The organism is Pontibacter sp. YIM B11418 (genome assembly GCF_059278805.1).
In genome coordinates, this window is sequence record NZ_JCAEMH010000007.1 from 221,118 (window position 1) to 241,733 (window position 20,616).

Annotated in this window: 25 protein-coding genes; 13 read left to right on the top strand and 12 right to left on the bottom strand. The window is 50.2% G+C overall.

Annotated elements, in window-relative coordinates:
- Nucleotides 1–85 precede the first annotated feature (85 nt).
- The 3 genes from crtD to AC4QZR_RS17745 all read left to right on the top strand — a co-directional run bounded on the left by crtD (nt 86) and on the right by AC4QZR_RS17745 (nt 3,030).
- On the top strand, nt 86–1,582 hold the full coding sequence (crtD, locus tag AC4QZR_RS17735; RefSeq protein ID WP_494482116.1) for a 1-hydroxycarotenoid 3,4-desaturase CrtD: 1,497 nt from the start codon (nt 86–88) through the stop codon (nt 1,580–1,582).
- Nucleotides 1,575–2,258, top strand: a complete 684-nt coding sequence (locus AC4QZR_RS17740; protein WP_494482117.1) for a carotenoid biosynthesis protein — start codon at nt 1,575–1,577, stop codon at nt 2,256–2,258. The genes crtD and AC4QZR_RS17740 overlap by 8 nt, the downstream gene beginning before the upstream one ends.
- Before the next feature lie 163 nt (nt 2,259–2,421).
- Nucleotides 2,422–3,030: a TetR/AcrR family transcriptional regulator gene (locus tag AC4QZR_RS17745; RefSeq protein ID WP_494482118.1), complete on the top strand. Its 609-nt coding sequence runs from the start codon at nt 2,422–2,424 to the stop codon at nt 3,028–3,030.
- A gap of 81 nt (nt 3,031–3,111) precedes the next feature.
- Here AC4QZR_RS17745 and AC4QZR_RS17750 read toward each other — a convergent pair whose 3' ends face one another.
- From AC4QZR_RS17750 to AC4QZR_RS17760, 3 genes are all read right to left on the bottom strand, one after another.
- On the bottom strand, nt 3,112–3,354 hold the full coding sequence (locus AC4QZR_RS17750; protein WP_220626795.1) for a DUF6952 family protein: 243 nt from the start codon (nt 3,352–3,354) through the stop codon (nt 3,112–3,114).
- Nucleotides 3,355–3,357: 3 nt separating this feature from the next.
- Nucleotides 3,358–3,678 carry a thioredoxin family protein gene (locus AC4QZR_RS17755; protein WP_494482119.1) on the bottom strand — a complete coding sequence of 107 codons (321 nt, stop codon included), beginning with the start codon at nt 3,676–3,678 and terminating at the stop codon, nt 3,358–3,360.
- Between the two features lie 152 nt (nt 3,679–3,830).
- The gene (locus AC4QZR_RS17760; protein ID WP_494482120.1) at nt 3,831–4,451 is read right to left on the bottom strand and encodes a c-type heme family protein; all 621 of its coding nucleotides are present in this window, start codon (nt 4,449–4,451) and stop codon (nt 3,831–3,833) included.
- Nucleotides 4,452–4,644: 193 nt separating this feature from the next.
- On the opposite strand from AC4QZR_RS17760, the gene prfA reads away from it, so the two are divergent.
- From prfA to AC4QZR_RS17775, 3 genes are all read left to right on the top strand, one after another.
- A complete protein-coding gene (gene prfA, locus AC4QZR_RS17765; RefSeq protein ID WP_494482121.1) occupies nt 4,645–5,718 on the top strand; it encodes a peptide chain release factor 1 in 1,074 nt (357 codons plus the stop codon).
- A gap of 407 nt (nt 5,719–6,125) precedes the next feature.
- Complete coding sequence (locus AC4QZR_RS17770; protein WP_494482122.1) at nt 6,126–7,496, top strand: hypothetical protein; 1,371 nt, start codon at nt 6,126–6,128, stop codon at nt 7,494–7,496.
- A gap of 215 nt (nt 7,497–7,711) precedes the next feature.
- Nucleotides 7,712–8,137: a secondary thiamine-phosphate synthase enzyme YjbQ gene (locus tag AC4QZR_RS17775; protein ID WP_494482123.1), complete on the top strand. Its 426-nt coding sequence runs from the start codon at nt 7,712–7,714 to the stop codon at nt 8,135–8,137.
- Nucleotides 8,138–8,150: 13 nt separating this feature from the next.
- Here the strand turns inward: AC4QZR_RS17775 and AC4QZR_RS17780 are convergent, their stop codons facing one another.
- From AC4QZR_RS17780 to gpmI, 3 genes are all read right to left on the bottom strand, one after another.
- Nucleotides 8,151–9,644, bottom strand: coding sequence for a M43 family zinc metalloprotease (locus tag AC4QZR_RS17780; protein ID WP_494482124.1), 1,494 nt, complete (start codon nt 9,642–9,644; stop codon nt 8,151–8,153).
- Nucleotides 9,645–9,779: 135 nt separating this feature from the next.
- Nucleotides 9,780–10,355: a hypothetical protein gene (locus AC4QZR_RS17785; RefSeq protein ID WP_494482125.1), complete on the bottom strand. Its 576-nt coding sequence runs from the start codon at nt 10,353–10,355 to the stop codon at nt 9,780–9,782.
- 1 nt (nt 10,356) lies between these two features.
- Entirely contained in the window at nt 10,357–11,889 is a 1,533-nt protein-coding gene (gene gpmI / locus AC4QZR_RS17790) for a 2,3-bisphosphoglycerate-independent phosphoglycerate mutase (RefSeq protein ID WP_494482126.1), read from the bottom strand.
- A gap of 317 nt (nt 11,890–12,206) precedes the next feature.
- On the opposite strand from gpmI, the gene AC4QZR_RS17795 reads away from it, so the two are divergent.
- The 6 genes from AC4QZR_RS17795 (at nt 12,207) to AC4QZR_RS17820 (ending at nt 16,242) form a co-directional block, all read left to right on the top strand.
- Entirely contained in the window at nt 12,207–12,629 is a 423-nt protein-coding gene (locus AC4QZR_RS17795; RefSeq protein ID WP_494482127.1) for a DUF4783 domain-containing protein, read from the top strand.
- 66 nt (nt 12,630–12,695) lie between these two features.
- Nucleotides 12,696–13,553, top strand: coding sequence for a carboxylating nicotinate-nucleotide diphosphorylase (gene nadC / locus AC4QZR_RS17800; RefSeq protein ID WP_494482128.1), 858 nt, complete (start codon nt 12,696–12,698; stop codon nt 13,551–13,553).
- A 50-nt stretch (nt 13,554–13,603) separates the two neighbouring features.
- On the top strand, nt 13,604–14,185 hold the full coding sequence (locus AC4QZR_RS17805; protein WP_494482129.1) for a hypothetical protein: 582 nt from the start codon (nt 13,604–13,606) through the stop codon (nt 14,183–14,185).
- Between the two features lie 100 nt (nt 14,186–14,285).
- Nucleotides 14,286–14,585, top strand: a complete 300-nt coding sequence (locus AC4QZR_RS17810) for a hypothetical protein (protein WP_494482130.1) — start codon at nt 14,286–14,288, stop codon at nt 14,583–14,585.
- Between the two features lie 160 nt (nt 14,586–14,745).
- A complete protein-coding gene (locus tag AC4QZR_RS17815) occupies nt 14,746–15,480 on the top strand; it encodes a class I SAM-dependent methyltransferase (protein ID WP_494482131.1) in 735 nt (244 codons plus the stop codon).
- A 6-nt stretch (nt 15,481–15,486) separates the two neighbouring features.
- The gene (locus tag AC4QZR_RS17820) at nt 15,487–16,242 is read left to right on the top strand and encodes a ZIP family metal transporter (protein ID WP_494482132.1); all 756 of its coding nucleotides are present in this window, start codon (nt 15,487–15,489) and stop codon (nt 16,240–16,242) included.
- A gap of 159 nt (nt 16,243–16,401) precedes the next feature.
- Here AC4QZR_RS17820 and AC4QZR_RS17825 read toward each other — a convergent pair whose 3' ends face one another.
- The 5 genes from AC4QZR_RS17825 to AC4QZR_RS17845 all read right to left on the bottom strand — a co-directional run bounded on the left by AC4QZR_RS17825 (nt 16,402) and on the right by AC4QZR_RS17845 (nt 19,130).
- On the bottom strand, nt 16,402–16,767 hold the full coding sequence (locus tag AC4QZR_RS17825) for a hypothetical protein (protein ID WP_494482133.1): 366 nt from the start codon (nt 16,765–16,767) through the stop codon (nt 16,402–16,404).
- Between the two features lie 117 nt (nt 16,768–16,884).
- Nucleotides 16,885–17,289: a septal ring lytic transglycosylase RlpA family protein gene (locus tag AC4QZR_RS17830; RefSeq protein ID WP_494482134.1), complete on the bottom strand. Its 405-nt coding sequence runs from the start codon at nt 17,287–17,289 to the stop codon at nt 16,885–16,887.
- A gap of 31 nt (nt 17,290–17,320) precedes the next feature.
- Complete coding sequence (locus AC4QZR_RS17835; RefSeq protein WP_494482135.1) at nt 17,321–18,025, bottom strand: alpha/beta fold hydrolase; 705 nt, start codon at nt 18,023–18,025, stop codon at nt 17,321–17,323.
- A gap of 8 nt (nt 18,026–18,033) precedes the next feature.
- On the bottom strand, nt 18,034–18,783 hold the full coding sequence (locus AC4QZR_RS17840) for a hypothetical protein (protein WP_494482136.1): 750 nt from the start codon (nt 18,781–18,783) through the stop codon (nt 18,034–18,036).
- 41 nt (nt 18,784–18,824) lie between these two features.
- A complete protein-coding gene (locus tag AC4QZR_RS17845; RefSeq protein ID WP_494482137.1) occupies nt 18,825–19,130 on the bottom strand; it encodes a hypothetical protein in 306 nt (101 codons plus the stop codon).
- Between the two features lie 648 nt (nt 19,131–19,778).
- Between AC4QZR_RS17845 and AC4QZR_RS17850 the strand changes: the two genes are divergently transcribed.
- A complete protein-coding gene (locus tag AC4QZR_RS17850) occupies nt 19,779–19,958 on the top strand; it encodes a hypothetical protein (protein WP_494482138.1) in 180 nt (59 codons plus the stop codon).
- A 5-nt stretch (nt 19,959–19,963) separates the two neighbouring features.
- On the opposite strand, the gene AC4QZR_RS17855 is transcribed toward AC4QZR_RS17850, so the two are convergent.
- Complete coding sequence (locus tag AC4QZR_RS17855) at nt 19,964–20,350, bottom strand: Hsp20/alpha crystallin family protein (protein WP_494482139.1); 387 nt, start codon at nt 20,348–20,350, stop codon at nt 19,964–19,966.
- Nucleotides 20,351–20,616 lie beyond the last annotated feature (266 nt).

Below are 20,616 nucleotides of genomic sequence, written 5' to 3' on the forward strand. Positions count from 1 at the left end.
TTAAGGTATAAGCAATAATCTTCAAAACCTTTGCCCTACCCTTGCAGTTAAGTGCAGGAAAGAAATAATCTGCTTAAATTCGGAAATGACGAAAGCCGCCATCATCGGTTCAGGTATAGGAGGTATAGCTACGGCCATCAGGCTGGCGGTGAAAGGCTATGACGTGACCGTGTTTGAGGCCAATGCTTCGTTCGGAGGTAAGATGCACCAGTTCGATTTGCAGGGCTATCGCTTCGACGCCGGGCCTTCGCTGTTTACGCTGCCGCACCTCGTCGATGAGCTCTTCACGCTGGCTGGCCGCAATCCGTCCGACTACTTCACCTATACCCGTCTCGACCCGATCACGCATTACTTCTGGCCCGATGGCAGTCGCCTGAAAGCTTACGCCGAAGCCGAGGCTTTTGCTACTGAGGCAGAGCAGCAACTGGGCGTGAAGGCGCAGGATGTACGTGATGTGCTGGCCAAAAGTGCCCGGCTCTACAAGGGTACGGCTGACACTTTTCTGCATAAGTCACTGCACCGGCTCGATACCTACCTGAGCGCTGATGTGCTCAAGGCTTTGGGATGTCTCTCGGACCTGGGGCTGACGACGACAATGCACGACGCCAATGCCAGGCTGTTCGATGACCCGCGTTTTGTGCAGCTACTCGACCGCTTCGCCACCTACAACGGTTCTGACCCTTACCAGGCACCGGGCACGCTTAACCTGATTCCGCATCTGGAGCACAACATCGGCGCTTTTTATCCGAAAGGAGGCATTTACAGCATTGCAGCGAGTCTGGTGAAGCTGGCTGAAGAGCTGGGTGTGGCGTTCAGGTATAACGAGCGGGTGGAGCGGATCATCACGCAAAACGGTACGGCAACAGGTATAGAAACCACCTCCGATAGGTATAGCGCCGCTATTGTAGTGAGCAACATGGATGTGGTACCGACCTACCGCCGCCTGCTGCCCGACCAGCCTGCACCGGAGCAAACGCTGCAGCAGCCGCGCTCCAGCTCGGCATTGATCTACTACTGGGGTATAGCACGCGAGTTTCCGGAACTGAACCTGCACAACATATTTTTCAGCCAGGATTACAAGCAGGAGTTCGAGCACATCTTTAGGCACAAATCCATCAGTTCTGACCCGACCGTGTATGTGAACATCACCTCTAAAATGGAAAAGCATGATGCGCCGGCAGGTTGCGAAAACTGGTTTGTGATGGTGAACGTGCCGCACCACCAGGGGCAGAACTGGGAGCAACTTGTGGGAACTACACGCCAGGCTGTGACTGATAAGCTTAGCCGTATGCTACAGACCAACCTCCGCGAAGCGATCGTCTGCGAGCAGGTGCTGGACCCTTTGCTGATCGAGCAACAGACGTCTTCCTACGCCGGAGCGTTGTATGGCAGCAGTTCTAATAACCGCATGGCCGCCTTTCTGCGGCACCCAAATTTCAACGCTAAATTAAAAGGACTCTACTTTTGTGGCGGCAGTGTGCACCCTGGCGGCGGTATACCGCTCTGTCTGCTTTCAGCCCGTATAGTGGGTAACCTGGTGCCTGTCGTAACATCAGTTAACCGATCAAAACAGCATGTCTGAGACTACACATCCATACCAGCCTGCTATACCTTTGCAGCAGCGCCTTAAGCCCTATGCTTTTGCGGTGGCTTTGGGCGTATTGACGATTTTTCACGCAGTGGGCTTTTGGGGCCTCGTGTTTAGTGGCGAACCCGAAAAGTTTCAGCGGCTCACACCTATGAACCTTATCCTGACCAACGTTTTGCTCTTTTCCTTCCATAGGCGCTGGAACGTGGCCTTTCTGCTGTTCGCGCTGGTCATTGTGGCAGCGGGCTTTTTTGCTGAAGTGGTAGGTATACACACCGGTCTGCTGTTTGGAGACTATGCCTATGGAGAGTCTCTGGGTATAAAGTTTCTGGATGTGCCGCTGCTGATTGGACTCAACTGGCTGATGCTCGTCTACACATCAGGCCATTTAGTGAACATGATTGACATGCACTGGCTTGTCAGAGCCGTGGTAGGAGCCCTGCTGATGGTCGGACTCGATTTTTTCCTGGAGCCGGTTGCGGTGGCCTTTGACTTCTGGGACTGGCAAGGCGGGCACATCCCGTTGTCGAACTACCTGGGGTGGCTGGGGCTGGCTTTTCTGTTTCAGGTGTACTTCCAGAAAGCCCCCATTTACAAGCAAAATCGTTTGGCGCCCTATGTATACCTGGTGCAGGCAGTTTTCTTCATAAGTATCTGGACCATACTGTAAATCTGCCTTACTCCGACTCCGAGCAGTTTGCAGGGCGCAACTTATTGTGTTACATTTGCATGTTTCTCGCGAGACATCAAAAGCGATTTTATCATATACATCAGGTCTATTATTGCGTATAGGTATTTGTCCTATTCAGCAGCTAAATGGCCTACCCTGTTCAATGACTTTTTTAGAAACCATATTAGGTGAGCTCCTGCAGATTTTCAAGCGGGAAGGTATAGAGGCGAATTCGGATGCGGATCTAATCAGGAAACTCGATATACGTCAGTCGACTTTTCATGAGCTTTTCTCGAGCCGGGAGAATATGGTGAAGCAGGTGATCCTGTACGATATAGAGCTGGAAAACAGAAGACAACAGGAATTGCTCGCAAAAGCCTCTAATCCTGTAGAGGAAATCATGTTGCTCCTGCAGGACGGTGCCAAAACGATCAAACAGATAAACCCGGTTTACATCGGTGATTTGCAGAAGTATCCGGAGGCCTGGCAAATAAGTATGCAAAATTTGATCGACAACAACCAGCATGTAAACGCTGAGATCCTGAACAGGGGCATACTGCAGGGTTATTTCCGTAAAGACATCAACCTGCAACTGGTGACCAAAATCATTCTGGAACAGTTTTTCATGATGATCAACCCGGCATCTTTTCCGCCTGCAAAGTATGATCTGTCTGAAGTGTTCCGCAGCATTTACCTCTACTATGTGCGCGGCATCTGTACCGATATGGGCGGAAAGCTGGCAGAGGATTATTTCTCCAGGAACAACATATAAGTTTAGGTATACCATTAAAAGCAGCAGGCCCCGAAGCGTAATGTTTCGGGGCCTGCTGCTTTTAATATTTATCAGATTGAACTAGCTGATAGAAACGCGCACCTTCTTGGTGTACTCACGCAGCGCAGCCTTAAAGTCCACACCATTGTCGTTCATGTAGTTCAATATCCAGGCAGCGGCAATCACGTGCGTCAGTTGTTCGCCCTCGTCGTCACCTTCTACCTCAATAGCAAGCGGCTGCTCTTCCATCAGGGCCTCTTCGGCTGCTATCAGGTTCTCCAGCGACTCGTTTTCTACTAATTTTTTGATTACGGGTATCTTCATTTCTTAAACAGTCAATTTGTTGATCAGATCACGTACGGCTTCTTCTTTGCTGGCAGCCACAGTGTCTACCAGTTGGCCATTTTTGAAAACAGCGAAGAAAGGTAAGTTGGTTACGCCAGCCACTTTGCGGGCTTCCGGGCTTGTCTCGGCATTCACATCCACAAAAGCCACGTTAGCAAAAGCCTCGTCGTCTGACATGCGCTTGAACTTAGGCGAAAACAAACGGCAGCTGCCGCACCAGTCAGCGAAGTATTTCACCACCACGTTCTGGTTCGAATTGAGTACGTTATCGAAATCGTTATCGGTTGCAACTATTACAGCCATAGTATATCTATCTTTTAAAGTTTAAACATCAGATCAGGTATAAGCCTTGATCAAACCAAGTGCAAAGGTAAGGGTTTTGGGCGTAAAATGCAGTGACATATGTCACCTTAAACCGGTTGTATGGCTCAGAAACAGGCCTGTTAGCGAAATGTTTAGCGCGGGCGGCGGCTTTTCTTGGGTTGGTCGTTGAGGAAGGCAACCAGGTCCATCTTGTCGAACCTGATGGCCCACATACCTTGCAAGTCCCCTTGCTGGAAGTTTACAGACCGGTCGTTAGGGTATTGTTTTTTAATAAGCTCATAATCGGCAGTGGCTATCTCCTGGCCAACGGTGCCATGGCAGCTTAAGCAATTTTTATCTCGGATGTAGATAGGTGCAGTATAGAGTAAATCGTTTTGGTCTAACTCCTGAAACACCTGTGAGCCTTGTAATGTGCCTTTGGCGTACTGTGCGAGCCTGGGCCCTGAATAGTCGTCCATTCTGTTTTGGGGGTTACGTAAACGCCCGGAAGTGCGGCGTGCAAATGCCCCGAACTTATCCTGCAAGGTTTCCACCTCCTCAAAGTTCTCAGGCTGGCAGTAAGGTATAGCGGCCGCTATACCTCCCTGGTTCATGTGCTCCGTCAGGCGCTGGACATGCAAACGCTCCGCCACTACCACAATCGAGTCGCCGTATTTCTGGGCGGCATTGAGGATGTCCTGCTGGGTGAGGCGCTTGATCTTGTGGCGCTCCAGTTCCTGGGCAATTTCCTTCCCTCCTTCTATTGGTTTCACTTTCACATCGCAGCCTGAAACTATAAAGACTGTGCCAAGGGTTATAGTAGCAAGCAAAGAACGGGCATTGAACATCTTTCGATACAAATTTGTAGTAGGATAAATAAGTAATATTACAGCTGCAACCAGCACTTATGTTTTATTACTTAAACGCCAATTTAGTATCTTTGCAGCTTAAAACCATAACAGAGCGATGTTAGATAAATTAGAAGCCATTAATCAACGGTTTGAAGAGGTAAGCCAGCTGCTTATCCAGCCAGATGTGGCCAGCGACATGAAGAAGTACAAGTCGCTGAATAAAGAATATAAGGATCTTGACAAGATAGTAGTAGAGTATAAGAAGTACCTCAACATTCTGAGCAACATTGACAATGCCAAGCAGGTAATTTCGACGGAGAAGGATGAGGACTTCCGTGAAATGGCCAAGGAAGAGCTGGATGAGCTGCTCCCGCAGCGTGAGGCGATGGAGGATACGCTGAAAGAACTGCTTATCCCGAAAGATCCGAACGACAGCAAAGATATTATTATGGAAATCCGTGCAGGAGCTGGTGGCGACGAGGCCTCTATCTTTGCCGGTGACCTATACCGCATGTACAGCCGTTTTGCTGAGAAAATGGGCTGGCGAATGGAGCTGATGGATGCCACCGAAGGTACATCTGGCGGCTACAAAGAAATTATTGTGGGCGTGTCTGGCGAAGACGTGTATGGCAAGCTCAAGTTTGAGTCGGGCGTGCACCGTGTGCAGCGCGTACCTGCCACCGAAACGCAGGGCCGTATCCATACCTCTGTTGCTTCAGTAGTGGTGCTGCCAGAGGCAGAGGAATTCGACATCGAGCTCGATATGAACGAGATCCGCAAAGATCTTTTCTGTTCTTCAGGCCCGGGTGGTCAGTCGGTAAACACGACTTACTCAGCCGTTCGTCTGACGCACCTTCCGACAGGTATAGTAGCCCAGTGCCAGGACCAGAAATCGCAGCTCAAAAACTTTGACAAGGCGTTGGCAGTACTTCGCTCGCGTATTTTTGAAGTAGAGCTGGCCAAGAAAAACGAAGCCGAAGGTGCCCAGCGTAAAAGCATGGTAGGCGGCGGCGACCGTTCTGACAAGATCCGTACCTACAACTACCCGCAAGGTCGTGTAACCGATCACCGCATTGGCTATACCGTATACAACCTGCCAAACGTGATGGATGGCGGTATTGAAGACTTCGTGGAAGAGCTGCGTATAGCAGAGAACGCCGAGCGCCTGAAAGAAGGTGCCACAGCGTAATAAGTTTACCTGCTTTTGAAAAGACATATTTAGGAATGTAGTGCAGCCGGAAGCTGCGCTGCATTCCTTTTTTTGTTTTAACTTGGTAGACTCTATAATCGCAGAGAGCCATCGAATCGACATTATTAAATAGACTTTTGTGACAGCAATATGAAAAGTAGGTGAATAGGTGGTGTATTTTTGTTCGTTGCCTTCCAGTTGGTTGCTATGGTCGTGGCAGGGTCCCATGGTCACTATCAGTTTAATCCACGTATGTTCCAGGATTGGTTATTATGGATTTCTGTACTGCTGTTCTCCTCAATTGGTGGATGGCTGTTATTTAAAAGAAAAGGAGCTTAATTTTGATTGATTTAACAATTTAACAATTTAACAATTTAACCATTTAGCAATTCAACAATCAACAACCTTTGAAATACCTGCTCGCCATACTGCCCCTGCTTTTCCTGCTTTCGATGGTGGGCTGTGAGCCCAAAGACGAGGTTGTGACTAATGACTCGGACGCGATGCTGCAGTTTTCGGCGGATACGGTGCTGTTCGATACGGTGTTTGTGACACAAGGCAGCGTGACGCGGCGACTCAAGGTATACAACCCTCAAAAAAAGGCCGTGCGCATCAGCAGTATCAGCTTAGGCGGGGCAAACGCTTCTCCTTACAAACTGATCATCAACGGCCAGGAAACTCCTATTGCCAACGACCTTGAGTTGCGGGGGCAGGACAGCCTTTATGTTCTGGTGCGCGTCAACATCAACCCGGGAGATCAGAATCAGCCCTTTCTGGTAGCGGACTCTATTCTGTTTCATACCAACGGAAACCAGCAGAATGTGAAGCTGGTAGCTTACGGGCAAGATGCAGTGTTCCATCCAAAAAGCGTGATCGGAAATACGACCTGGGCAGCTGGCAAGCCACATGTGTTGCTCGACACGGTGCTGCTGCGAGAAGGTGCTACACTCACCATCGAAAAAGGGGCTCGCATCTTTGCCACAAACAAGGCCGTGCTGCTGATCAACGGCACACTTCAGGTCAGAGGCACACCAGAGGAGCGGGTAACGTTTTCAGGTATACGACGCGAGCCAGTCTATATCAATGCGCCCGGACAGTGGGAAGGTATACGCATCCTCACAGGCAGTCAGAACAACACTATCCGCTATGCTGACATCCGAAACACGATACGTGGCATCCGGATCGGCAACCCGGGCAAGGGAGGCACTTTAGTGGAAGGCTGTGCGATACAGTATGCTTTCCTGGATGGCATTGTGGCTTTCACCTCGGATGTGAAGGTAGTGAATACGCTGATCAGTAACTGCGGGCAATACAGTTTCGGTGGCCTGGGCGGTGGCAATTACGAGGTGCTGTACTCCACCATCGTCAATTACCAGAACCAGCTGCAACGCGAAACGCCTGCCTTTGTCGTAGCCGACTTTATACCTGGCACCGATATCCGAAACCAGCCTACCCAGCTACGACTGGTCAACAGCATCGTGTACAGCGATGGCTCTAACTATATAAACGAGGTACTTCTGGAGGGCGATCTATCAGCTGAGGTGGCGCATAACATACTTCGCACGGAAGCCTACAAAAATACGCTCAACATAAACGGCAATCTGCTCAACATCGATCCCAAATTCAAAGACGTACGCAAACAGAACTTCAGCCTCGACACGCTCTCCCCTGCAACCGGCGCGGCTATACCTCTTCTAGGTATAAACAAGGACATCAAAGGTATAAACCGCAGTTCCAACAAACCAGACACCGGCGCCTTTGAGCGGGTAATAGACTGATTTAGTGAATGAGTGATGGAGCTAATGAGTGGGTTATTTGATCAATGGTGTAATGCTTAAAGAAGCAGGCACTTAGTATCTACATTTACTCCGATGCTATATTCGCGTATGAACCATAACGATTGAGTCATCCAGAAAAATCAATCACTAAATCACTCATTCACTTACTCACTTAACTTAAACTCACTCAATCACCAATTCACTAACTCAAAACTATGTGGTTTCAGAAAGAGATACGCCTGCCAGCCGTAAAACGCGGTTTCCATTTAATCACTGACTTGCTCACAGCGCAGCTGCCTGAGCTGGAGAACTACAAAGTTGGCCTGGCGCACATCTTCATCAAGCATACCTCTGCCAGCCTTTGCATTAACGAAGATGCAGACCCTACTGTGCGGCAGGATTTTGAAAGCCACTTTAACCAGATGGTGCCTGAGAATGCACCCTATTACCGCCATACCTCGGAAGGTCCAGACGATATGCCGGCGCACCTTAAGGCTGCTTTGTTGGGAAGCTCAGTGACAGTGCCTATTTCGAAAGGGGAGTTTAATATGGGAACCTGGCAGGGCGTATACCTGTGCGAACACCGCAACCATGCTTCTAAACGCACTGTGGTGGTTACCCTGCAGGGCGAAGGGTACTAAGGTATAGCAAGTACTATTTTACAATACTCACCTTCGTGATCGCGACACCATTGGTGCTGGTCGTGCGCAGGAGGTATATGCCGGACGGCAGGTGCTGCACATCCAGCCTGATCACTCTTTCCGCCACCTGCTCGCGCAGCATCACCTGTCCGTGGCGGTTCAGCAACTCTACTAACTTAATCTGCTGACGGGCTGCCTGCTCCAGGATGAGATAACCCTGTGCCGGATTCGGGTATACCTTCACATTATCAGGTGTCACGTAGATATAATCCTCTTTGGTGAGGGTATGGCTGGAGGTTTCGTTGGAGGTGGTGAGGGTGACGCTATACCTGCCCGGTCGGCTATACCTGATGGTTGGGTTCTGATCTGTAGAGGAGGCCGGCGAGCCGCCCTCGAACTGCCACAGCCACTGCGTAGGCTTAAAGCCGGAGAAAGACCCGATGAACTGTACCTGGTCGCCGGGGGCTAACAACGTATCCTGGGGCTGGGCCGTGCTGAAACGGGAACGTAACTCACCTGTACAGGCTGTGGACACAAACATATACCCGCGTGCTGACTCCAGTATTGCTTGCATATACGTAGCCTGGTCCTTGGTAAAAAGGCTCATGCAGGCATCGTCGGAGTAATCCATGTAGTTTTGCCACATATTGCCGTAAGGGCCATTGTCGCACGAGACCTCTATTCCGTCTGGGCAGCCATCTGTCTGGGTGAACTGGTTGGGCGTGTCGTTTATGTCATCGGAGTCATTGCAGGTCATTCCGTTGCCCCAGATGTGCTTCAGGCCGAGCCAGTGGCCTACTTCGTGGGTGGCAGTCCGCCCCTGGTTGTAAGCCCACAGGCTGTTGTTGTACGGGGCTGCTCCTACTGTTCGGTAGTGCAGCACCACGCCGTCACGACCCGGGGAAGCGTCCGGTGAAGAGGCGTAACCAATGCTACTGGTGCCTAGGTTGCCTATCCAAATGTTCAGGTATAGCCTCGTGTCCCAGGCGTCCACACCTCCATTGGCCGAGGACTTGATCTGATCAGAAAAATAGCTGAAATTTTCTTTGGTGGTCTGGGTGCGGGTAATGCCTGACGTTGGGTTGCCGTTCGGGTCTACTATGGCCAGGCAAAACTCAATGCGGGTGTCAGCGGCGAGCGGTTGGAAGTAATCCGGCGTATTGGTGGTGTCCGCATTAAGGCGGCGAAAGTCTTGATTCAGCACCTCGAGTTGCGAACGCACCTGCGCCTCAGAGATGTTCTCGCTTCCGGTTTTATACACTACATGGAACACCACCGGTATAGTAATGGTCGCTTGTTGCATGGCCTGACCGGCAGGGCGCTGGCGCATGAGTTGCTGCACAGCCTGTTGTGTTTTTAAGCTTCGCTCCTCAAAACCCGGATCCTGTCGTTTTAGAATTTCCAGGTATGCCTCCGTGCTGCAGCCACGACCTTGTTCAGCGGTTTGCGCAAAAGCCAAACGAGCAAAGGTAAAGACCAGAAGAAGGGTCAGGGTATAAACACGCATACGCACAGATCAAACAGGCTTTGAGGCCTACAAGCGCAGGTAAAGTACAAGGCTTGAGCGGCTTAGTAGAGCAATATACGCATTTTAGGCCTCAAGAAAGCAATCAGGTGCATAAGATTGCTTGTCTGGGCCTGGTTAAAGATTGGCATCAACGCGATACCGCAGGGAGTCCCCGAAAAGAAGCTTTTGCACACCCTCCACGCGGTAGCCGGACAGATTGCCAGAGCCCGGATCTGCAGTCAGGCTGATGTTTCTTTTTGAGTAGAACAGCAGGTTCTCTTCCAGCACCACCGCTTTGAGGCTCTCCAGCTTCTGGAAAGGCGACACAGTAAGCTGCAGCCGGTCTACAGGGGCAGCCGCTTCGGCGTCTTTCGTGAAAATGCTCACCGTGCTGCCATTGGGCAAGGTATGGCGCTCCTCTCTGTAAAAGTCGCGCAGGGCAGGGCGGCTCAGGTCCACTTCCTGAAAGATGGCCAGTTCTTTCTCCCAATCCAGCTCCTCCAGCTGCAAGGTCTCGGTCGGCTGCCCTTTGGTTATCACCGATTTCAGCACCGGCGGCTGTTCTTGCTGCAGGCGGGCCGTTTGCTCCTGCAGGTAGCCCGTCAGGTCATAGGCAGGCTCCTGCCCCGAGGCAAGCGGCGGAGTAGGGCGCTCGCAAGCCATGAGGCCTCCCAGCAGGGCAAAAAGTCCGATGATGCGGTGGCTGCTCAAATTAAAGTGCTTTTTCAAGAAGTGATTCGCCTGTCATCTCCAACGGCTGTGCTATACCCATCAGCTCCAGTATGGTAGGGGCGATGTCGCCCAGCTTTCCAGGTCGTAGAGTACCTCTGTAGTCGTTGCTTACCAGTACGCAAGGCACCAGGTTGGTGGTATGGGCCGTGTTGGGCGTACCGTCCGGGTTGATCATATAATCCGCGTTGCCATGATCTGCTATCACAATCACATCGTAGTTGCTTTCCAGGGCCGCTTTTACCACCGCTTCAGCGCAGCGGTCTACCGCCTCACAGGCTTTCACTGCAGCTTCAAATACGCCGGTATGGCCCACCATGTCGGGGTTGGCAAAGTTCAGGCAGATAAAGTCCGCTGTTTTTTGCTGGAGCTCTGGCACAATGGCGTCACGGATGTCGTAAGCGCTCATCTCCGGCTGCAGGTCATAGGTGGCTACCTTCGGTGATGGGCACAGCAGACGCTTCTCACCATCAAACGGCACTTCGCGGCCACCGGAAAAGAAGAAGGTCACGTGCGGGTATTTCTCGGTTTCTGCAATGCGGATCTGCTTGCGACCCGCCTTAGCTACCACTTCGCCGAGCGTGTTATTCAAATTGTCTTTATCAAAAATCGCCTCCACACCCACGAAAGTGTCGTCGTAGTTGGTCAGGGTAGTATAACGCAGGTTGAGCTTGTGCATGTTTTGCTCCGGGAAGTCCTGTTGCGTAAGCGCCTGCGTGATCTCGCGGCCACGGTCGGTGCGGAAGTTGAAGCAGATCACCACATCGCCTTCCTTGATCGTCGCGATAGGTTGCTGCTCGTTGTTTACTTTTACAATCGGCTGGATGAACTCGTCTGTAACCCCGGCATTGTAAGAGTCCAGCACCGATTTGATAAGGTTCTGCGATGGCGTACCCTGGCCATGCACCAGCAGGTCGTAAGCCAGTTTCACGCGCTCCCAGCGGTTGTCGCGGTCCATGGCGTAGTAGCGGCCGATGACTGAGGCAATGGTGCCGGTCGTATTTTCGAGGTGCTGCTCCAGGTCGTTGATGTACTTCACGCCACCTTTCGGGTCTGTGTCGCGCCCATCCATAAAAGCATGGATGTATACCTTGTCCAGACCATAGTCGAAGGCAGTGGTGCAGAGTGCCTTGAGGTGCTCAATATGGGAGTGAACGCCACCGTCAGATAGTAACCCGATCAGGTGCACGTCCTTTTTGTTTTCTTTAGCGAAGGTATAGGCGCCCGCCAACGCCGGCATGGAAGCCAGTTTATGTTCCGCAATGGATTTGTTGATTCGCACCAGGTCCTGGTAGACCACCCGGCCGGCGCCCAGGTTCATGTGGCCAACTTCGGAGTTGCCCATCTGTCCCTCCGGGAGCCCTACCGCCTCACCGGAAGCTTGCAGCGTGGTGTGCTGGTACGTTTGAATGATGTGATCGTAGAAGGGCGTATGCGCCTTATGAATAGCCGAAACCTCCGGGTTGGTAGCGATTCCCCAACCATCCAGAATCATGAGCATTACCTTTTTATCCATGGTGCAAATATAAGACAATCTGTGGTGCCTTATCAGCCTAAATAGCTGATTTGTGCTTTGATAGTGGGAAGCCTGCCCGGAAATGCTTAAATTGTAGCATACGCCAGCGAGGATGCCTCATTTCAACTGGCAAAGGCCAATTTGTTGTTCCGAATTTGGTGAGCGCACGTTGCCTAGACCAGACCTCTGTAACGTCAGGTATAATTATACCGTTACATCGACATATATTGATTATTCCTGTTATATTTAGGTACTTGCTGACGACTTTTGTTGGCATAGTTTTGGCAGATAGAGAGGCGAGATTACTTATACACCTTATGAAAAACTTTAAAAACATTGCTGTAGTACTTTTCCTGGCCTTTGTCACGACCTTATTCGCTTCCGGACAGGCTGTGGCCCAGAAAGATGTGTTCCACGGAGTGGAGGCGGCGCTAAAAGCGGGTTCAGCCAAGGACTTGGCCAGGCACTTCGACAGCAAAGTAAGTCTGTCGTTCGCTGATGAGAAGGCCACGGATTACAGCAAGACCCAGGCAGAGTTTGTGATGAAGAACTTTTTCAGCAAAAACCCGCCAACCGGCTTTGCTTACAACTTCCCGACGCCGAGTGAATCTGTTAGAAAAGACAAGCGCTATGTGATCGGAACCTATACCCATCGCAACGGTTCGTACACCACTTTGATCCGTGTGAAGGAAGCAGGAGGCAAATTCCTGATACATTCTATCGATTTCATTAAAGATTAAGAAGATAATAGTTATATTTTTAGCAAGGCTCGGGGTATATACCGGGCCTTTTTTTATTTTTGCACCGTGAAAGCATCATACCTGACAGAAAAAAGCATAGCCGAGTTTATATCCAGCGCCCTGGCCGAGGATATAGGCGATGGCGACCACTCGTCGCTGGCTTCTATTCCGAACGATGCCCAGAACCAGGCAAGACTGCTGGTGAAGGGTGACGGCATACTGGCTGGCGTGGAGCTGGCTGGTTATATCTTCAATCAAGTAGACCCTGACCTGCAAGTGGAGGTACTGCTGCAGGACGGCGCCGAAGTGAAATTTGGTGACGTAGCCCTCACCGTAAAAGGGAAGGCGCAGTCCATCCTCACGGCCGAGCGACTGGTGCTCAACTGCATGCAGCGCATGAGCGGTATTGCCACCTATACCCATTACCTGAACTCGCTGATTGCCGGCACGAAGGCCAGGCTGCTCGACACACGCAAGACCACGCCGAATTTCCGCATCATGGAAAAGTGGGCTGTGCTGATAGGCGGTGGCGTGAACCATCGTTTCGGCTTGTTCGATATGATCATCCTGAAAGACAACCACGTGGACTATGCCGGAGGTATACGCGAAGCCATAGAGGCCACGCAGCGTTACCTTAAAGACAAAGGCAAAGACCTACGCATTGAGGTAGAGACACGCAATCTGAACGAAGTGAAGCAGGCGCTCGAAACCGGCGGCATCCACCGCATCATGCTCGACAACATGACGCCGGAGATGATGCGCGAAGCAGTAGCCCTGATCGGAAGCCGCTTTGAAACCGAGGCATCCGGCGGAATCACCGAGGCAACGATTGCGGAAGTGGCCAGGTGCGGTGTAGATTTTATTTCGGTAGGAGCGCTCACGCACTCGATCAAGAGCATGGACCTGAGCTTGAAGGCTTATTAATTGAACTTATACCTGTCCGATAAAGGGCAGGCGCTTATATTTTATTTTTTATGCAACAGAATCAACGTTACCGGATGCAGTCAAGTGCTGCTCCGAATGCCATTCGTACCAAAAAGTACCAACTGGAGAAAAACACTTTTACAGGTATAGCTCTGGCCAAGGTATGGCGCAAAGACTGGTGGATGGCCCTTATTCCGCTGGTGCTGTTTCTGCTGCCGGCTGTGTTTAGCTTTTCCTGGTGGTGGGTAGCCGGTGCTATCCTGGTTACGCTTATCTTTGTGCTGCTCCGTTCGGCCCAGGTGATGGGTGTGACGCAGATGGAGCAGGGCAATCCGCTGTTCGAGAAACTGAGTTACGAGATCGACTCCCGCCAGATCCTGCTGAAGCGCAACGAGCGCGAAGGCATGGCCCTAACCTGGGACATGATCGGATCGGTGGAGCGCAAGGGGCAAGCCTACCTGCTGTGGCTGAAGCCTCCTACGGATGCGCAGCTGCCTGGCGGCTGGAGAGGCTGGCTGGCCAAAAATTTCCAGGCACCGGTGTTTGTGATGCTGCCATTCCGTATCTTCAACAACCCGAACGACATCAAGCTGCTGGAGTCGATGCTGCGCCGCAAGGAGCTCATCGCCTAGTGGTTTATAACCAAAGCCTGTATACCTGTCGTACTAAAGGATTTGCTATTGCGCTGTGCAGTAGTGTTTTAAAATAAGGACCTATAACCTATAAATAGAGATGAATAAGAACGTACTTGCAGTATTCGCCGCAGTTTGTGGTTTGTTTATGATTTCGTGCGATACGCCAAAAGACCTGCGCCCTGAAGTAAAGGTGTCTAATGATACAGTTCCTCCGGGGACGCGTGGCACTAACAATGTATCCGATGCCGGTGGTGAGGCTGCCGCACATGGTGCAGAGGGCCATGGCGCACAGGAAGTGATGCCTAACCATGACCAGGGAGCTAAAACAATACAGCCAGGTGACAGCGTTCGCCAAGGTGCTGTAACAAATTCAGCAGCCGGCGCCGACAAGCAATAATCGTCCGCCTAAGCTAATATAAAAGAGTCTGCCGTTACTGTGTGCTACAGTGGCGGCAGACTTTTTTATGAGTCCTATACCTGTGCGCACTGGCTGCGTATACCCATGTTCCGAAAATAAAAGAGTATATTTGCATCCTTATTGCTATTGCGCAGCTCCTATGGCCCAACAGGAAGAATGGTTCAGCACCTGGTTTGACTCCCCTTACTATCATATCCTTTACAGCAACCGCGACGATCACGATGCCCGGCTGTTCATGGACAACCTGCTGGCTTACCTGCACCCAAAACCCCAACACAAAATCCTGGACCTTGCCTGCGGCAAAGGCCGCCACTCCCTTTATCTGAACGAGCTAGGCTACGATGTGACAGGTATAGACCTGTCAGAGAAAAGCATAGAATATGCCCGGCAGTACGAAAATGAGCGCCTGCACTTTGATGTGCACGACATGCGGGAGGTATACAAACCTGAGGCATTCGATTTTGTGCTGAACCTGTTCACGAGCTTTGGCTACTTCGAGAGCGAGACCGAAAATGTGGTATCCCTGAAAGCCGCCGCTACCAATCTGAAGCACGGCGGCAAACTGGTCATCGACTTTATGAACACCGACCGTACCGTTGAGCGCCTGGTATCGCATGAGCAGAAAGAGGTGCAAGGCATTCTCTTTGACATCAGCCGAAAAGTGGAACACGATTTCATTGTGAAAACTATTCGTTTTGAGGACAAAGGCCGTGAGTATTGTTTCGAGGAGCGTGTGCGGGCCTTGCGTCAGGAAAACTTCATGGAGTACTTCCGTATTGCGCAGCTGCGACTGGCAGAAGTGTTTGGTGACTACAAGCTGCAGCCTTTTGACCCGGAAAAGAGTGAGCGAATCATTTTCGTGCTAAAGAAATAACGCGGTATGATCATAGCTATACTTGTGCTCTTCTTTACGGTGGTGTTATCCAGCTTCCTCGTCAAGGTATTTCCGCCAGATAACAGCCGCTGGCTCAAAATGGCGCTGGCTTTCAGTGGGGCATACCTGTTCACCATCACAATCGTACATCTGCTCCCTGACGTGCTTATCGGCAACCCAAGCCCGCATCGTGTGGGTTACTGGGTGCTGGCCGGCTTCTTTTTGCAGCTGGTACTGGAGCTTTTTTCGCATGGCGTGGAACACGGGCACATGCACACCAGCCACCACGGCCATGCGCATGCAGGCGCCATGCCCTTTCTGCTGCTGGGCTCGCTGTTTATCCATTCGTTTCTGGAGGGTAGCATACTCGTAGAGGGCGGCGAGCGACACGCGGGGCACCATCATGCGGGAGAGAATTTTTATGCGGTGTTACTAGGTATAGCCATCCACCACATACCGGCTGCATTCGCATTGATGTCTGTGTTGATGTCGCGCATTGGCTCTTTCCGGAAGGCCTTTTTGTGGCTCCTCATATTTGCCATTGGGGCACCGCTGGGTATACTGGTGAGCAACTACATCATAAAAGATAATATTGGAGGTGACTTGGTCTTTACTGCACTTACGGGCCTGGTAGCCGGTAACTTCCTGCACATTTCTACCACTATTCTTTTCGAAACAAGCCCCGACCACCGCTTCAACCGCAACAAACTGCTGGCAACTCTCTTTGGACTGGGCCTGGCCCTACTCACGGACCTGATGTAGGTATAGACGCGCCCGTTCAGGTATACGTATACCTATGCCTTTTCATACTCTTAGAGGCTGTTCTGATTTCCTGGCTTAAGATTCGGTAGGTATAGCGCCGGCCAAAAACAAAAAAGGCCGATCTGGATCGGCCTGCATAGAGTAAAGTAAAAGGAGAAATTACATGATGGTGGAAAGCAGTGTAGCCGCAAGTGCTTTCAGGGCCAGCACGATCGTGCTCGACCTCACTGTCAGGTCAGACGACTCTTCCTCTTCCTCTGATCCGGAAGAAAGGTCTTTGAAGAAAGAAAGCGGGCTCTCCAGCATATCAGCATCCAAAACTGACTTTTGCTTTTTGGGGGACTCAGGCTTAGCTTTGTCTGTAGTAACGGTAACGTTGGTATTAGGCGCTACGGCAGCAGTTGCTTCAACAGTAGTTGCTTCTCCATTGTTCAGATCGGCCGCATTAGGCGTAGTAGTTACGCCCAGCAACAAAATTGTTGCAAGAGCAGCTGTCACCGAAAGAGATTTCCACTTTTTAAGCATGCCCAAAATTATGATTTAAGGTACAGTATTCCAAATGGTTAATAGGAATATTTGTAGACTTTTTTAAAATTAAAGTAAAGGCTATCCCAAGGGTGGTCAGTGTATAAACATCGTGTGCTAACGCACAGGGGCTGGTTTCACTACTTTTACCTCCACCGGTACTATACCTGCGCTGATGTAGTCCAGCCGCCTGGCAGCGGCCTCGCTTAGGTCTATTACGCGCCCCTTTACGAAGGGCCCTCTGTCTGTGATACTCACTTTAACCGATTTCTTTGTCTGCAGATTCGTGACTTTCACTTTAGTGCCAAAAGGAAGCGTGCGGTGGGCTGCTGTAAGCTTCCTGCGATTATAGGCTTCTCCATTGGCCATCTTACGGCCATGCAGCTTGTTGCTGTAGTAAGACGCCTTGCCTGCTTCAGTATAACCACGCTGCCCCACGGAGGGCTTTGTGCTTGTACAGGCACCTGTAGTAAGTAAGGTAGAAGCAATTAATAAAGTGCCGCAGAAGTGTTGTAAGCGCATAAGTATTCGCAATAGGTATAATTAGCTTAATTTAAACCTTAACGGCGTGTTTCCCAAAGAATTGCCTCAACTCGTGCTGCAGCTGACCCAGGTTAACCTTTTCCAGAGGATGATGCGTGTCAGGAAATACCTGCAGGCTGGCATTAGGCAAATGCTGGTAGGCCCAGGCTGTTTCCTGCAGGCTAACCATGTTGTCGCGGTCGCCCACACTTACGCGAACGGGCACAGGTATGTGCCTAAGGGTTTCTTCGGTAAGCGTGGGATTATCGCCCAGGTGTTGCATCATGTCAGCTGTGCGGCGCATTACCTCCTGCCACTCGTTAGGGCGGTGACGCCCGTCGAGAACAGCAGCAAAAGCGGGTACTTTTTCCTGTACTTTCTCCGGCTGCAGCATTTTGACTTCCTTTGCCGCTGTATCAGGGCTCCAGGCAAACTTAGTAGCTAGCGTGAAGATGCGGCTTACCCTGTCCGGGTGCTGAAGCGCCAGGTATAGCGCTACGTAGCCGCCCATGCTATACCCGAATATGTCGACCTGCTGCAGTTGGTGCTGGTCCAAATAGCGCAGAACATCCTCTGCAAACAGCTCAATACGGAAAGGATCCTGAGGCAAAGTGCTGCCACCATGCCCTTGAAAATTAAGGGAATGTACGTTGAAGTCTGCCTCAAGCAACTGCTGAAGAGGCTGCAGGGTGCTGGCAGCGCCCAGGGCGCCGTGGAGTAAGAGCAGATCAGGCATCAGCTGTGTTACTGCTTCACCTGGTAGTTGTAGACATCAACTGCCTGTGTCAGCTTGTCTTTGCGGAAAAGCTGAATAACCAGCGGCACCACTATAAGCCCGGCTCCCGCATACACTGCCGGCGACACATTAACGGAGTTCGGGTTAGTGGAGCTCTGGGAAGACGAAAGCAGACCGTACGTAAGCAGGCCTGCGCCGGCTATACCTACCACTGTCGAGATGGTCTTTTCGCGCTTATGACGTTGTATCAGCACCATGCTGGAGGCGTTGTCAGCCAATGCCTGCTCCAGGTTTTGCTGGTTGAACGTCATCAGTGGGCCGTTGTCTTTCGAGAAGAAGTAAATGCGGCGTCGGCTGGAGCGCGGCATACCGTACCCGTATGGGTGGTATCCCATGGCGGCATAATCGATCGTGGTGGTGTAGAACTTAGAAACGCGTGGCCCCTCCATGATCCGTTTGGCAAAAGAGTCGAAGCGGTTACCGGCGGCCACTCGGGCAAAATAGCCATCGCTGTTCTGGTACACATCTACCAGTTCGGGGGAGTACTTGAGCGTATCGTCCACCAGGAAGAAATCCTGCTTGAAAAGGGGCGATTTGTACTGTACCCTGTTGCCGTACACCACCTGGCCGTTGCGCAGTTGCAGAAAGTGTCGGCCCTTCTGGCGTTGCGGTTGGTAGTTTTCCTGGGAGTATTCCTGCGCTTGCAGGCCGAAGCTTAGAAACAAGCAGGCGAAAAGTGCAAAGATTGTCTTGTTCATGAATAGGGTGATTTCAGCTATAATACAAAATAGGCTTAAGTTCAGAAAATAACCATGAGCATCACGAGCATTCCGGCCAGTGCCAGGTATACCCAACTCATCAGTTGGCCCCTATGCTTGCTGGGCACAATATTGCTCACCAATACAACGGCTATCAATACGCATAATATATACAATAGTATAAAAGTAACGGCTTTTACCCAATTCGGCACTATAGTGTTTTCTGCCTGATACTGGTCATCCATGCCCATACCCGACACCAGGTAGCGCAGCAGAAAAAACACCACTACTTCGAACACTATAAAGAAAAACACACCGTAAAGCTTGTCGCTTTTCTGCTCAGACATGTTGCCGGGTTTAGGGATACTAAAGATAGCTTTCAGAGGCAGGGAATCTATGTAATTGATGTTTTGCCTAAGTGAAATCCTTCTTCACTTAAATATAATAAAGGAAAGCTGATATGTTGCCACGCGTGCTGTTTTTTAGAACGCTCGTATACTCTAACTACTAAGTTAAGCAAACTTAATCCATATTGTTAATGCTCTATATGTGAGTTATGGCATACTGTTTGTTCTTCATTAACAGGCACATATATAGATATGGTTGCGAAGCGAATTCTGAATACGTGTCTGATTAGTGCAATTTATGGTAAGATAGGAAGAATATACTTGCACATCTTTTATAATGTGAAACAATTTCAGGGGGAAAACCCGTTAAAATACCAGATGAATGTAGGGATATGAGGTTATTAAGGAATATTAAATTAGACAATCACTATTTTAACTACGGTGACAAGACGCGGAAGATCTTTAGCATAGGTTATGAGGATCTTACGACGCTCATTTATTACCAGGATAACAACAACAACTACACGTTAGTAATATCGAAAGAAGACGATCCACCGCTTATAGTCGAAAAAAAGATATCGCGCGCGGAAGCGTTCAGATTAATGAATACCCGGCCCTGAAGCCGGGTATTTTCATTTACAGCCAACTATGAATAAATGGAATAAGTACTACAGAATTGCTTTCTGGGGAGTTGCGCTAACCTTTGTGATCCAGTTAATAGTCTCATTGGCAGTAGACCCTTACTTGGCGTCAGCCCTTACCCCCTTCTATGCAGTGTGGGGCATTGTAGCTGTAGTAGGCTGGCGGTACGAACATCCGCGCCGTTAATCAGTCTAAAGCTGCTGGATATCAATCTGACGCGGATGGAGCGCAGCATTATGGTATGGCAGCTTAACCCGTAACTCACCGTCCTTGTAGAAAGCCTCGATGCGACCTAAGTCGATCTGAGGAGGCAACATAAACACACGGTTGAACATCGGTACCGCTATTTCAGGGTTTTCCTCGCTCTGCAATACAGAGAATATGGTAAGTTGATTCTGGTGCAGCACCACTTTAAACGACTCCGGATTAACACTGGCAGCCCAAACGTTGATGACGGCACTTTTCTTTTTCTTCTTAATATCAATATAAGTCTCACTCACACCTCCGCCCACTGTGTTAAGTAAGTCAATGTGATGCGCGATGTTTCGTAAAAACTCTTTATCCTTTATAATTTTCATCTCTTTCTCCTCTAAGTTTTCAAAGAGTACTGATGCAAATGAGGTGCCAACAAGACATGGCGCCAAATTGACTGATAAATATTATTAAAGATGCACTGAGCATGCCAAAATGGCCTTTAAAGCTGGTTTATTTCAATTATACTCTATTGCTGGGTTAAGTATAGGGTACCCCGAATAATCAGAAATCTATACAATTAATGCGAGGCTAACAGCGACTAATTTATCCCATAACGGTGCAATATTTCCCAAATATGGACGAATTCCGA

Bases quoted from the DNA above. Each gene is read 5' to 3' on its own strand.
- AC4QZR_RS17805 (WP_494482129.1), top strand. From the start codon at position 13,604: ATGCAACAGAATCAACGTTACCGGATGCAGTCAAGTGCTGCTCCGAAT.
- AC4QZR_RS17740 (WP_494482117.1), top strand. From the start codon at position 1,575: ATGTCTGAGACTACACATCCATACCAGCCTGCTATACCTTTGCAGCAG.
- AC4QZR_RS17850 (WP_494482138.1), top strand. From the start codon at position 19,779: ATGAATAAATGGAATAAGTACTACAGAATTGCTTTCTGGGGAGTTGCG.
- AC4QZR_RS17830 (WP_494482134.1), bottom strand. From the start codon at position 17,289: ATGCGCTTACAACACTTCTGCGGCACTTTATTAATTGCTTCTACCTTA.
- AC4QZR_RS17840 (WP_494482136.1), bottom strand. From the start codon at position 18,783: ATGAACAAGACAATCTTTGCACTTTTCGCCTGCTTGTTTCTAAGCTTC.
- AC4QZR_RS17750 (WP_220626795.1), bottom strand. From the start codon at position 3,354: ATGAAGATACCCGTAATCAAAAAATTAGTAGAAAACGAGTCGCTGGAG.
- AC4QZR_RS17815 (WP_494482131.1), top strand. From the start codon at position 14,746: ATGGCCCAACAGGAAGAATGGTTCAGCACCTGGTTTGACTCCCCTTAC.
- AC4QZR_RS17780 (WP_494482124.1), bottom strand. From the start codon at position 9,644: ATGCGTGTTTATACCCTGACCCTTCTTCTGGTCTTTACCTTTGCTCGT.
- AC4QZR_RS17755 (WP_494482119.1), bottom strand. From the start codon at position 3,678: ATGGCTGTAATAGTTGCAACCGATAACGATTTCGATAACGTACTCAAT.
- gpmI (WP_494482126.1), bottom strand. From the start codon at position 11,889: ATGGATAAAAAGGTAATGCTCATGATTCTGGATGGTTGGGGAATCGCT.
- AC4QZR_RS17775 (WP_494482123.1), top strand. From the start codon at position 7,712: ATGTGGTTTCAGAAAGAGATACGCCTGCCAGCCGTAAAACGCGGTTTC.
- AC4QZR_RS17810 (WP_494482130.1), top strand. From the start codon at position 14,286: ATGAATAAGAACGTACTTGCAGTATTCGCCGCAGTTTGTGGTTTGTTT.
- AC4QZR_RS17820 (WP_494482132.1), top strand. From the start codon at position 15,487: ATGATCATAGCTATACTTGTGCTCTTCTTTACGGTGGTGTTATCCAGC.
- AC4QZR_RS17745 (WP_494482118.1), top strand. From the start codon at position 2,422: ATGACTTTTTTAGAAACCATATTAGGTGAGCTCCTGCAGATTTTCAAG.
- AC4QZR_RS17835 (WP_494482135.1), bottom strand. From the start codon at position 18,025: ATGCCTGATCTGCTCTTACTCCACGGCGCCCTGGGCGCTGCCAGCACC.
- AC4QZR_RS17845 (WP_494482137.1), bottom strand. From the start codon at position 19,130: ATGTCTGAGCAGAAAAGCGACAAGCTTTACGGTGTGTTTTTCTTTATA.
- AC4QZR_RS17855 (WP_494482139.1), bottom strand. From the start codon at position 20,350: ATGAAAATTATAAAGGATAAAGAGTTTTTACGAAACATCGCGCATCAC.
- prfA (WP_494482121.1), top strand. From the start codon at position 4,645: ATGTTAGATAAATTAGAAGCCATTAATCAACGGTTTGAAGAGGTAAGC.
- AC4QZR_RS17825 (WP_494482133.1), bottom strand. From the start codon at position 16,767: ATGCTTAAAAAGTGGAAATCTCTTTCGGTGACAGCTGCTCTTGCAACA.
- AC4QZR_RS17795 (WP_494482127.1), top strand. From the start codon at position 12,207: ATGAAAAACTTTAAAAACATTGCTGTAGTACTTTTCCTGGCCTTTGTC.
- crtD (WP_494482116.1), top strand. From the start codon at position 86: ATGACGAAAGCCGCCATCATCGGTTCAGGTATAGGAGGTATAGCTACG.